This is a genomic window from Pseudomonas sp. GL-R-26, from assembly GCF_019947365.1.
Lineage (GTDB): Bacteria > Pseudomonadota > Gammaproteobacteria > Pseudomonadales > Pseudomonadaceae > Aquipseudomonas.
The window spans coordinates 86625-98981 of the sequence record NZ_JAGYGI010000006.1 but is presented as its reverse complement, the minus strand read 5'-3'; the positions used below and the strand labels follow the sequence as shown (position 1 = coordinate 98981).

The following is a 12357-nucleotide window of genomic DNA, read 5'->3' as shown; positions in this document are numbered from 1 at the left end:
GGCGGATGCTCTCACGGTGTACGCTCGGCGTGGTGCCGGCTCGTTATTGGATCGGCCGCAGGGGCCGGTTTTGCCAAAGTATAGCTATAACGTGATACGTAAATACAATACGAAAATAGATTTAATGTGTCTTATTGGTGTTGGTTTGGATTTTTTGGCTTTCTTGTGAAGGGGGGGTGATAGCGGGTTTTGCCCAGAAAACATTGGGTTTTATGGCGATTTTTGAGGCGTGCTGGCATTCGTCGGAAAGGTGCATTTCAAGTGATACGGTTTTTAGTCTTTGTGCTGTTAAAAGTGATGTGATACAAAATGAGTCATTAATTGCATCGCTTTGTGAAGGAAGCTTCCATGACCTGCTACAGCCTTGATGGCCTGACTCCGGTGGTTGACCCGAGCGCTTATGTGCACCCGTCTGCCGTATTGATCGGTGACGTGATCATCGGCCCCCATTGCTATATCGGTCCGCTGGCCAGCCTGCGCGGCGACTTCGGGCGGATCGTGCTGGAGGAGGGCGCCAACCTGCAGGACACCTGCGTGATGCACGGTTTCCCTGACAGCGACACCGTGGTCGAGCGCAACGGCCACATCGGCCACGGCGCGGTGCTGCACGGTTGCCGGATCGGCGCCGATGCGCTGGTAGGCATGAATGCGGTGGTGATGGACAACGCCCGGATTGGCCCGCGTTCATTCGTTTCGGCGGCGGCGTTCGTCAAGGCCGGCTTCGAATGCCCGGAACAGTCGCTGGTCATGGGCGCACCGGCCAGCGTCAAGCGCAGCCTCAGCGATCAGGAAGTGGCGTGGAAACAGGCCGGCACCCGGGAGTATCAGCAACTGGCCCAGCGTTGCCTTACGCAGATGCAGGTCTGCGAACCGCTGAGCGAACCGGAGCCGGATCGCCCGCGGATCAGCGACAGTGGGTTGCGGCCGAAAGGCAGTACTTTGTGATCACCCCTTTCCCCACAGGGATTGCGGCATTCGGTATATTCCTTTTCTTTTTTCGTACGGAACGCCCATGTCGTCCCTGACTCCCTTGAACCATCTGATTACCCGCTTCCAGGAGCAGACGCCGATCCGCGCCAGTTCCTTGATCATCACGTTGTACGGGGATGCCATCGAACCCCATGGCGGCACCGTCTGGCTGGGCAGCCTGATTCAGTTGCTCGAACCCATCGGCATCAATGAACGACTGATCCGCACCTCGATTTTTCGCTTGACCAAGGAAGGCTGGCTGACCGCCGAGAAGGTCGGTCGCCGTAGCTATTACAGCCTGACCGGCACCGGTCGCCGGCGTTTCGACAAGGCCTTCAAGCGGGTCTACAGCACCACGATGCCGGCCTGGGATGGTTCCTGGTGCCTGGTGATGCTCTCGCAACTGACCCAGGACAAACGCAAGCAGGTGCGCGAGGAACTGGAGTGGCAAGGCTTCGGCGCGATTTCGCCGGTGGTGCTGGCCTGTCCGCGCAGCGACCGTTCCGACGTCAACGCGACCCTGCTCGACCTCGGCGTCCAGGAAGACACCATCGTCTTCGAAACCACCGCCCAGGACGTACTGGCCTCCAAGGCCCTGCGCCTGCAAGTGCGAGAGAGCTGGAACATCGAGGAACTGGCCGCGCACTACAGCGAGTTCATCCAGCTGTTCCGGCCGCTGTGGCAAGCCCTGCGCGAGCAGGAAAACCTGCAACCGGCCGACTGCTTCCTGGCGCGGGTACTGCTGATCCACGAGTACCGCAAGCTGCTGCTGCGCGACCCGCAACTGCCGGACGAGTTGTTGCCCGGCGATTGGGAAGGCCGCGCCGCCCGCCAGTTGTGCCGCAACATTTACCGTTTGATCTACGCCAAGGCCGAAGAATGGCTGAACGCCGCGCTGGAAACGGCCGACGGCCCGTTGCCGGATGTGGGTGAAAGCTTCTATCGGCGTTTTGGCGGACTGAAATAGCACGTCATTGTTCAGGGAATGGTGCGGTTCAGGAGACTCGAAGCATCCGATGTCGTGTGGATTGACGTAGACAATAAAAATAAGCCTGCGTGAGGCCTGACATGATTTCTACAACAGCACAGCGCCATGATGGGTTCGATCAGTGGATCCATCAGATCAACCAGATCTGTGGCGCCTTCAACGCACAACCCCTGGGCAGCGAATTTGCCGGGCGCATCCGCGAATACCAGAGCGATGCGCTCAAGCTCAGTTTTGTCGACGTGTGCCAGGCGCGTTTGTACCGTACGCCCCAGGAAGTCGCGGCGGGCGAGGGCGGCAAGTATTTTGCGGTGTTCCAGCTCGACGGCACGGCGGGCATGGCCCAGGGCGACGACAAGGTCTTGCTGTCCCCCGGCGACATCACGCTGATCGATGCCGCGCGGCCCAGCGACTTCACCTACAGCGAAAACTCCCGGCAGTTGTCGTTGATCCTGCCGTATCAGCTGGTCGAGCAAACCCTGCGCTTCAATCAGGTCAAGTGCGGCCACCGGATTGCCGCGACCTCGCCCATTGCGATGCTCTCGCACCGGCTGATCCTCGATGCCACCCGCCAGCAGCACCTGACCCGACAGGAAAGCGAAGCGACCCTGGAGGCGATTGTCAGCCTGCTGCGCCCGGCGATCAGCCAGACCGACGACAGCAGCGACTCCCACGAGCGGAGCTTCCGCAAGACGCTCACCTGCATCGACGACAACATTCGCTCCGAAGACCTGTGCCCGGAATGGCTGGCGCGGGAAGTCGGCATGTCCACCCGTGGCCTGTACCGCATGTTTGCCAAGAAGGGATTGGTGGTGGCGCGCTACATCAAGAACCGTCGGCTGGATTTGTGCGCCGAATCCCTGCGCCGCTCGGGCAAGGAGGAGAAGTTGTCGGTGCTGGGGTATTCGTGGGGGTTTTCCGATTCGAGCTACTTTTCCACCGCGTTCAAGTCGCGCTTCGGCATTGCGCCGGGGGAGTATCGCAAGCGGCATGCTTGAGGTTTTTTTGCTCTTGCTTCGGTGAAAAAATGCTACGGCTTGAGTAACTGGCTGAACGCCTCCAGCTCACTTTTCTCCAGGTCGGACACCAGCACAAAGCGCATGTGGTTTTCTTGCCAGGACACCACGTTGAAACCTCGGATCGTCAGGCTTTGCCGTGGCTTGTCCGTCTCAGGCGTGGGCAAGATAAAAACATTGATGATGTGCATGGCCCGCCCGTAACTCAGGGCCGCCGTGGTCTGATGTTGCAGATAGTCCAGCCGCCCTCCCAGCAGCGGAAACCCCTGTGCCGAGTAATCGAAGACCGGCGGCGAGAAGTCGAGTTTGCCAGTGAACCAGGGCTTCACGGTGTGGCGGTCGGACGACACCACATCGTTCAAATGCTCGCCCATCAGCGAACGCACATGGCTGGAGACCGCCTCATCCATCAATGGCTGTTCGCTGCCCGGCGTCGCCACATACAGCACCATCGCCAAGGCCAGCGCCGTCGCTGAAAAAACCGGTGCGAACCATTTGCGCCAACGCTCGACGACGCCAACCGATGGGGGTTCAGGGGCGAACACCCGGGAAGTCAATGACGCCGGCGCTGCGTAATACGGCGCTCGTTGTTTCACACCGGCCATCAGCAGCTTCGTCTGATCATGCAATCGCGCACACGCAACGCACTCGGCCAGATGCCCGGACACATTCGCGGCCGTCGCCGAATCGAGTTCCTTGTCCAGATAGCCATGTATCAGCGTCTGGCAAACCGTGCAGTCGAGTTCATTCATGATCGTACAACTTCAGTAGTTCGAGCGTGAGCATGGCGCGAGCCCTGGCCAGCCTCGACATGACGGTACCGATGGGGATGTCGACCACCAGGGCGATGTCCTTGTAGGGCATGTCTTCGAGTTCCTTGAGCACGATCACCTCGCGAAACGCCGGCGGCAGGGCGCACAGGGCTTGCTGGATCAGCGCCGCATTTTCGCTGTGGATGGCCAGCAGTTCCGGGGTCTGGCTGTGGCTGAGCGCCTTGTCGTCTTCGGCGAGTTCATCGCCGATGGCGACCCAATGGTGGCCGGCCGAAGCCTTGAGCCAGGTGTAGCTTTCGTTGCGCACGATGGTCAGGAACCAGGCCTTGGCGTTGCCATCGGCGAAGCGCTGCGAAAATCTGAACGCCCGCAGGGCGCTTTCCTGCACGACATCGCGCGCGGCGCTGTCGTTGCCGGTGAGCCAGCGCGCGAGGTTGTAGGCGGCGTCCAGGTGGGGCGCAAACAGTTCCTCAAATCGCGTCATAGTGGTTTCCGCACTGTCCCATCCCTATAACTGTGAAGCGTTGCGTTTTATTCCCGAGGAAAAAATATATTTTCGACAGGGAATAAAGACCTGTCCCGCCAGGTTTTTACCTCGTGTCAGCTACATCACTGTAGTTCTCCAGCGAGGGATTACCGATGGACATTCATTCAAAACACCAACGACGTACCGACGGCCCGTTGAACCCTGACCGTCGAACGCTGCTCAAGTGCTCTGCATGGGCCGGGGCTGGCGTGATCTGGGCCTTGAGTGGCGGTATTCCCAGGGCCTTCGCTCTGGATCAGGCGGGTAACGTCACCGACCCCAAGGCACTCGCCAGCACGTTCCAGTTTGTGCAGATCAGCGACTCACACATCGGTTTCAACAAGGAGGCCAATCCGGAACCTCTGAAGACCTTGCAGGTGGCTATAGACAAAGTCGTTGCCCTGCCGAAACGGCCGTCGTTGATCCTGCATACCGGCGATATTACCCATCTGTCCAAAGCCGAGGAGTTCGACACCGCCGCCCAGTTGCTCAAAGGCTTGCCGTCCCCCGTGCACTACGTGCCGGGCGAGCACGACACCCTCGACGAAGGCGGCGGCAAGCTCTATCTGGAACGTTACGGCAAGGGCACCAAAGGCAATGGCTGGTACAGCTTCGATGACCACGGCGTGCATTTCATTGCGTTGGTGAATGTCTTCAACTTCCAGGCCGGCCATGAAGCTACCCTTGGTGCCGATCAACTGGCGTGGCTGGCCGATGACTTGCGAGCCGTGAGCAGCAGCACGCCCATCGTGGTGTTTACCCATATTCCGTTGTGGACGATTTATCAGCCGTGGGGCTGGGGTACCGAGGATGGCGATCAGGCGATTGCCATGCTGCGCAAGTACGGTTCGGTAACGGTGTTGAACGGGCACATCCATCAGGTCATCCAGAAAGTCGAAGGCAATATCACCTTCCACACTGCTCGCGGCACGGCTTATCCACAACCCGCACCGGGCGCGGCGCCGACGCCGGGGCCGATGACCGTGGCGGCTGATCAACTGCGCAATTATTTGGGGGTCACCGAAGTGCGAGCGACCCAGGGTGATCATCCACTGGCGCTGATCGATTCGACACTGGTTTGACGGAGGGGACTGGGATGAAAACGCGATTATTGGCCGCTGTCTGCCTGATGTTGTCGATGCCTGTATGGGCTAATGAGGTAAAAATCGATATCAAGGAATTCATGTTCGGGCCCAAGGATCTGACCGTGGCCTTGGGCACCAAAGTCACGTGGGTAAACGACGACGAGATCCCGCACACGGTGGCGGAAACCCACAAGCTGTTTCGCTCCGGGGCGCTGGATACCGGAGACAGTTATTCCTGGGTGTTCAATACGCCGGGGGAGTTTGAGTATTTTTGTGCGCTGCATCCGCAGATGCTGGGGAAGATTGTGGTCAGCCAATAAGCGGATGGTTCACCTTAAGACGATGTAACCCCGTAGGAGCGAGCAAGCTCGCTCCTACAAGGGGTTGTGTATGACCTGTTTACTTCGGTGCGCTGAGGTTCAGCGTCGGCGTTTCATCGAAGAAGTTCCACGGCTTTAACAGCACATGTACCCACTCGGTCGGCATGATCGGCCACTCTTCGGCGCGGGCGATGTGGGTGGTGCCGGTGGTCAGCCAGACCACATCGTCGGTGTTCTCGATGGAGTGGTTGTCCTGAGTGAACTGCCCCAGGCCCGAGTCTTTGTCCGAGCGGTTTGGGTACTTGCCTTCCGGGTACTTTTCCTCTGGGTTGTATTGCGTCACCCACAACTGCTTGTCCATGAAACTCAGGCGATGATAGAGCCATTCGTCCTGGCCGAAGTTGGCGCCCTTGGCCACCGGGTGCGTGCCGCCGGCATAAGGAATCAGCTGATAGGAAACCGGGTTGCCGACCTTGTTCTCCTTGCTGGAGTTGGTCAGCAGGCGAACGGTCGACGGGTCGAATTTCTGCGCCGCCTGTTGCTCGGTGCCGACCACTTTGGTTTCGGTCTGCATGGTGCTGGTGCGCGGGCCGCCACGGTCGTTCGGCAGCACCACCGGGTTCACTTCCACCAGTGAGTTCTGCTCGCCGTCCACGTCCATGTCGAGGCGGAAGTTGTAGATGTGCTGGTGCGTGGTGCCGACGATGTTGTGATCCAGCAGGGTGCCATAGCGCGTGTCTTCCCTGGCGGTGTCTTCGTGCATGGTTTTGGATTTCACACCCTTGACCGCTTCGATGCCGGTGGCGCCGGCGTCGATGCCGATGGTGCCGTTCTGCTGGAAGACCCAGTCGAAGATGTAGTCGTAGTTGCCCACGGTGCTGATCCAGCGCACCACCAGTTCACGACGTTCGGTGCTGAGGTTGGGCTGGCCCATTTCCTGGTGTTTGTATTCGGGGCCTGCGTAGCGCTCGAACACCGCCATGGCGCGCGGGATTGCCGTCGGTGCGCCGGTGTAGTCGGCGATGGTCGCGTCCAGCAGCACGGCGTTTTGCGGGGCGTCTTTGCCACGGGCAATCGGTGAAGTCAGGGTGCCCATGCCGTAGTCGCCGGAGTCGAGGTAGGCCTTGAAGTACCAGCCGACGTCCGGGTCGCCGTAAGGCACGATCATGCCGCCCAGCGAGCCTTCGTACATGATCTTGCGTTTCTTGCCCTTGTCTTCGTAGGTGACGGTGGACAGGATCGGGCCGACCCGCGAGTCGAGGCGAACGTGGAAGTCCCAGTTCTGCCAGTGAATGCTGTTGCCGCTGATGGTGTAGTTCTTGCCCTCGGGCTCGATGATTTCCAGCGGTTTGACTGCTACGCCCTGGCGTCCGCGCCCGTCATACGGCGTCGGTTTCATCGGCACCGGAATGAGCGCTTCGTCTTCGATCTTGATCAGTTTTTTCTGTTCCAGGTCGACAATCGCCACCAGACCCTCGATCGGGTGCGCCCAGTAGTTGCCGTCACCGGTGTTGAGGTAGCTGACGACTTTCAGCAGGCGCTTGTCCTGCGCCAGGCCGTCCTTGCCGTCGAAGTAACCGACAGTCAGGGGCGTGGCCACGACCTTCTTCACGTCGTTGATGCCGCGCTTGGCCAGGGCCTGGGCGTATTCCGGGCTGGTTTCCACAGCCGTCTGCACCGTGGCGAAATCGTCCAGCAGCACCATGCCGTGGGCGCCTTCGATCGGCTTCCAGGACGTGAGTTCTTTGGTGTCGAGGTCGACCAGGGCTTCGATCACGTGCTTGCCGTCGAGCACCACGATTGAAGCCTCACGCCGCTGGGTGACGTTCTGCCCGGTGAAGACGAAGTTCCACACCTGATCCTTCGGCGGCTCCTTGACCGAGACTTCGGTGAAGCGGAAGCCGGGCTTGTAGTTTTCCGATTTCTTGACGATGTCCACGGCCGTGGTGATTTCAGCCGCGTTCAGGGGGTTGAGCGGGTTAGGGCGGGTCTCGACGACGAAGGTATTGTCCAGCCCGGACTGGAACACCTGGTTGATAAAGTCCTTGGACATGAACGCCGTATGGTCCTTGAACACCACCGGCACCTTCAGCTCGATACGCTTGCCGTTGAGCATCGCCACTTTGCTGTCGGGCTTGACCTTGAGGTAGACCCCGTCCTTGGCAATGGTGAACAGATTGGCGTAGTCGTCCCATTTCACCGTGGCGCCAAACTCTTCAAGACCCGCTTGCAGCGGCACCATTTCGGCTTGACCGCCGTGGGCCTGGGCATTGCCCTCCCAGAAAGGCAGACCGAGGGCGCTCAGGGTGATGGCCAGGGCCAGGCGGGCAAGCGGTGTTCTTTTGGGCGATGCTTTGGGGCTGAACATGTGGGAATTCCTGGGGAAAATCCGGTTACGGGCATTTCTGCACTTTGTTACAACCCGTCAATGGCTGCATTTGAATGCCTGCCAGATTTCTTTGGTTCCGTGCCGCAATCCAGCTTTCCTGACGAAATGCACAATGGCAAGCGGACAAAGTGCCCGGTACGGGAGACGCAAACCATTGCTTCAAGTTAATAGGACGCATTACTATTTGCGCTTCGTCTCCACAGCACGCCGCAATGACCCTCAAGCTGCCCCGCAGACACGGCTTTTTCGAGCATTACGAAGAGTTGGTTGGTACCTGGACCCGTCGCCTGAGGAATCGTCAGCAGGCCGAGGACCTGGCCCACGATACCTTCGTGCGGGTGCTTGAGTCCGATTCGGCGGTGGTGCAGCAGCCCCGGGCATATTTGCACCAGACCGCACGCAACATCGCCGTGGATGGTTATCGGCGCGAGGACCGGCGGGGCGCCATGGAGTCGGAGGCGATCGATCTCAGTGAGTCGCCGACCGGCGACCCGGAGCATTTCATGCACGCGATCCAGCTGGCGGATTCCATCGAGCGGGCGCTCACCGAGCTGCCGGTCAACTGTCGCAAGGTGTTTGTCTGGCAGAAAATCGAGGGTCTGACCCAGGCCGAAATCGCCGAACGCCTGGGGCTGTCCAGGAACATGGTGGAAAAGTATATGATCCGCACGCTTCGGCATCTGCGCGATCGCCTGGACGGGTTGCAGTCATGACCGGTCGCGCCTTCTCCTCCCCAGCCAAACAGGAACTTCCATGATGGATACTCGTGATTGCGCGTGCGGGCAAACAGCGGTTCGCGATGACGCGGCGCAGTGGTTTGTGCGTTTGCAGGAGCCTGTTGCGGATGTCGAAATGCGGCGCCAGTTCCAGCTCTGGCTGGACGAACACCCTCAACACCGAAACGAATTCGAAGTGCTCCAGGGCTTGTGGAGCGCCGCCGACCTGGTGCCGGCGGCGCGTTTGCGGGCCCTGTGTGAAACCTCGTCAGCCCTGAAAAAGCGTCGTCCGGTGTTGCGCTATGCGGTGGCCGCCAGCGTGCTCGCGGTGGCGCTTGGCCTGGGCTGGTTCAGCGGCTTGAATCATCCGGCGCCTTACACCGCCGAGTTTTCAACGGCCCTGAATGAGCGCCGCCATGTGGCGTTGCCAGACGGCTCGGTGGTGGATCTGGACAGCCGCAGCCGGATCCAGGTGCGCTTTGAAAAGGGTCAACGCCACGTTGAACTGAGCGAAGGCGAAGCGATGTTCAGCGTCGAGCATGACACCCGTCGGCCTTTCGTGGTCGAGGCGGGCAGCGGCAAGGTCACGGTCACCGGCACCCGATTCGACGTGCGCCATGGCGCCAGCGAAACCCGGGTGGTGGTGGAGCAGGGCACCGTCAAGGTTCAAGGGCGCGACGCCGCCGATAACGATTTCATCAATCTCACGGCAGGCCTTGGCACCCACGTCGATACCCAGGGCAAAGTTGCCGCCGCCTACGCCGTCAACCCGGCGGAAATGACCGCCTGGCGCAGCGGCAAACTGGTGTTCAACAACGCCAGCCTGGCCGATGTCGCCGAGCAGGTCTCGCGCTATCGCCAGAAGCCGCTCAAGGTCGCCAGCGCAGCGGTGGGCGATCTGCGCCTGACCAGCGTGTTCAAGTCCGACAACACCGATGCGTTGCTCAAGGCCTTGCCGAGCATCCTGCCAGTGGCCGTGCGCACCCTTGGCGATGGCAGCCAGGAAATAATTTCAAAATAAAATTCAGGTTTTTTTCGAGTTCATCGTCTTCCTGTTCAACTGCAACTGGTTTGCATTAACAAGCGCACACTCTTGCGATCCTCAGGATTACGTTCGACGTGAAAAACTCCACCGCTAAAAACAACAAACTCCCCTGGTTGCCGCTGGCCCTCGCGCTGGCGGTCAGTATTGCGCTGCCCCAGGCCTTTGCCGCCGACGGCATCCGCATCCCGGCGCAACCTTTGGGACAAGCCCTGAGTCAGTTGGGCCAGCAAACCTCGCTTCAGGTGTTCTTCAGCCCTGAACTGGTTGCCGGCAAGCAGGCCCCGGCGGTGGATGGCAACCTTTCCCCGGAAGACGCGCTGCGCCAGTTGCTGCAAGGCAGCGACCTGCAATACCAGATCGATGAAGGTTCAGTGACATTGATGCCGGCGCCGACTTCGGCGGCCAACGGCCCACTGGAACTGGGCGTGACTGACATCAAGGTGGTCGGCGACTGGCTCGGTGATGCCGATGCCGCCGTGGTGCAGAACCACCCCGGCGCACGAACGGTGGTGCGCCGCGAAGCCATGGTCGAGCAGGGCGCGATGAACGTCGGCGATGTACTCAAACGCGTCCCGGGCGTGCAAGTGCAGGACGCCAACGGCACCGGTGGCAGCGACATTTCCCTCAACGTCGGCGTGCGCGGCCTGACTTCGCGCCTGTCGCCACGCTCCACTGTGCTGATCGACGGCATCCCGGCGGCGTTCGCTCCTTACGGTCAGCCACAACTGTCCATGGCGCCGATTTCCTCCGGCAACCTCGACAGCATCGACGTGGTACGCGGTGCTGGCTCCGTTCGCTACGGACCACAAAACGTCGGCGGCGTGATCAACTTCGTGACCCGTGCGATCCCGGAAAAAGCCTCGGCTGAAATCGGCACCACCCTGGAAACCTCGCAGCACGGTGGCTGGAAGCACATCGACACTGCGTTCATGGGCGGCACCGCCGACAACGGCATGGGCGTGGCGCTGTTGTACTCCGGGGTGAACGGCAACGGTTACCGTGAAAGCAACAACGGCAACGACATCGACGATGTGATCCTCAAGACCCATTGGGCGCCGACCGATGTCGACGATTTCAGCCTCAATTTCCACTACTACGACGCCAAGGCCGACATGCCCGGCGGCCTGAACCAGGCGCAATACGACGCCGACCCGTTCCAGTCGGTGCGCGACTACGACAACTTCAGCGGCCGCCGCAAGGATGTGTCGTTCAAGTGGGCGCGGCAGATCGACGATCGCACCCAGGCCGAAGTGCTGACCTACTACACCGACAGTTTCCGTGGCAGCACCATCGCCTCGCGGGACCTGAGCACACTCAACTCCTATCCGCGCAGCTACTACACCTTCGGCATCGAGCCACGGGTGTCCCATGTCTTCGATGTCGGCCCGACCACCCAGGAAGTCAGCGTCGGTTATCGCTATCTGAAAGAGGCCATGCACGAAGAGGCCAGCCGAGTGGCGCTGGTCAACAACCAGCCGGTCGTGCGTCCGGGGGCGGACGGCCATGTCTATCAGGACCGCACCGGTGGAACCGAGGCCAATTCGGTCTACGTCGACAACAAGATCGACGTTGGCAACTGGACCGTCACCCCGGGCATTCGCTTCGAGCACATCAGCACCGACTGGCACGACCGCCCGGTGCTCGATAACGCCGGTAAACGGGTGCCGGAGAAAAAACGCAGCATCGAAAGTAACGAACCGCTGCCGGCCTTGAGCGTGATGTATCACATGTCCGATGCGTGGAAACTGTTCGCCAACTACGAAACCTCGTTCGGCGCGCTGCAGTATTTCCAATTGGGGCAGGGCGGTATCGGTAATGAGCCCGCCAACGGCCTGGAGCCGGAAAAGGCCAAGACCTACGAAATCGGTACGCGCTACAACGATGACGTGTGGGGCGGGGAGGTGACGCTGTTCTACATCGACTTCGACGACGAACTGCAATACATCAGCAACGATGTGGGCTGGACCAACCTCGGCGCGACCAAGCACCAGGGCATCGAAACCTCGGTGCACTACGATCTGGCCGCGCTGGACCCACGCCTTGACGGCCTGACCGCCAACGCCGGCTTCACCTACACCCGCGCCACCTACGAAGGCGAGATCCCGGGCTTCAAGGGGCGTGACCTGCCGTTCTATTCCCGTCAGGTGGCCACTGCCGGCCTGCGTTACGACATCAACCGCTGGACTTATAACGTCGATGCGTTCGCCCAGTCCAAGCAGCGCTCGCCGGGCACCGGCGTGAACGCCGATGGCAGCTTCAACGGCAACTACATCACCGAAGGCACCGCCGACGGGCAGTTCGGTGACATTCCGGGTTACGTGACCTGGAACGTGCGTGGCGGCTATGACTTCGGTCCGCAGGTGTCGAACCTGAAACTGGGGGCGGGGGTGAAAAACATCTTCGACAAGCAGTACTTCACCCGTTCCAGCGACAACAACTCGGGGATGTACGTCGGTGCGCCGCGCACGTTCTTTGTGCAGGCCAGTGTCGGGTTCTAACCCACCTGTGGCGAGGGGGTTTGCCCCCTCGCCAC

The 12357-nt window shown here is 60.4% G+C and carries 11 protein-coding genes; 8 read left to right on the top strand and 3 right to left on the bottom strand.

Translation table 11 applies throughout. The annotated features are described in order from the left end of the window. Positions 1-348 precede the first annotated feature (348 nt). From paaY to feaR, 3 genes are all read left to right on the top strand, one after another. Positions 349-945 carry a phenylacetic acid degradation protein PaaY gene (gene paaY, locus KGA96_RS08755; RefSeq protein WP_223512412.1) on the top strand — a complete coding sequence of 199 codons (597 nt, stop codon included), beginning with the start codon at positions 349-351 and terminating at the stop codon, positions 943-945. Positions 946-1012: 67 nt separating this feature from the next. Beyond that, positions 1013-1936, top strand: a complete 924-nt coding sequence (paaX, locus tag KGA96_RS08750; RefSeq protein ID WP_008003007.1) for a phenylacetic acid degradation operon negative regulatory protein PaaX — start codon at positions 1013-1015, stop codon at positions 1934-1936. A gap of 101 nt (positions 1937-2037) precedes the next feature. Next, a complete protein-coding gene (gene feaR, locus KGA96_RS08745) occupies positions 2038-2952 on the top strand; it encodes a transcriptional regulator FeaR (protein ID WP_046042832.1) in 915 nt (304 codons plus the stop codon). 32 nt (positions 2953-2984) lie between these two features. Here feaR and KGA96_RS08740 read toward each other — a convergent pair whose 3' ends face one another. Next, on the bottom strand, positions 2985-3722 hold the full coding sequence (locus KGA96_RS08740) for an anti-sigma factor family protein (RefSeq protein WP_223512409.1): 738 nt from the start codon (positions 3720-3722) through the stop codon (positions 2985-2987). Next, complete coding sequence (locus KGA96_RS08735; RefSeq protein ID WP_046042830.1) at positions 3715-4227, bottom strand: sigma-70 family RNA polymerase sigma factor; 513 nt, start codon at positions 4225-4227, stop codon at positions 3715-3717. The genes KGA96_RS08740 and KGA96_RS08735 overlap by 8 nt, the downstream gene beginning before the upstream one ends. 155 nt (positions 4228-4382) lie before the next feature. Here KGA96_RS08735 and KGA96_RS08730 point away from each other — a divergent pair, with 155 nt between their 5' ends. Then, complete coding sequence (locus KGA96_RS08730; RefSeq protein ID WP_223512407.1) at positions 4383-5351, top strand: metallophosphoesterase family protein; 969 nt, start codon at positions 4383-4385, stop codon at positions 5349-5351. 14 nt (positions 5352-5365) lie between these two features. Then, positions 5366-5674 carry a cupredoxin family copper-binding protein gene (locus KGA96_RS08725; RefSeq protein ID WP_223512405.1) on the top strand — a complete coding sequence of 103 codons (309 nt, stop codon included), beginning with the start codon at positions 5366-5368 and terminating at the stop codon, positions 5672-5674. A gap of 79 nt (positions 5675-5753) precedes the next feature. On the opposite strand, the gene tynA is transcribed toward KGA96_RS08725, so the two are convergent. Next, entirely contained in the window at positions 5754-8042 is a 2289-nt protein-coding gene (gene tynA / locus KGA96_RS08720; RefSeq protein ID WP_223512401.1) for a primary-amine oxidase, read from the bottom strand. A 233-nt stretch (positions 8043-8275) separates the two neighbouring features. On the opposite strand from tynA, the gene KGA96_RS08715 reads away from it, so the two are divergent. From KGA96_RS08715 to KGA96_RS08705, 3 genes are all read left to right on the top strand, one after another. Next, positions 8276-8776 carry a sigma-70 family RNA polymerase sigma factor gene (locus tag KGA96_RS08715; protein ID WP_223512397.1) on the top strand — a complete coding sequence of 167 codons (501 nt, stop codon included), beginning with the start codon at positions 8276-8278 and terminating at the stop codon, positions 8774-8776. Positions 8777-8816: 40 nt separating this feature from the next. After that, positions 8817-9800 (top strand): FecR family protein, encoded by a 984-nt coding sequence (locus tag KGA96_RS08710; protein WP_223512394.1) that lies wholly within the window; start codon positions 8817-8819, stop codon positions 9798-9800. Between the two features lie 98 nt (positions 9801-9898). Continuing rightward, positions 9899-12322: a TonB-dependent siderophore receptor gene (locus tag KGA96_RS08705; protein WP_223512392.1), complete on the top strand. Its 2424-nt coding sequence runs from the start codon at positions 9899-9901 to the stop codon at positions 12320-12322. Positions 12323-12357: the final 35 nt, after the last annotated feature.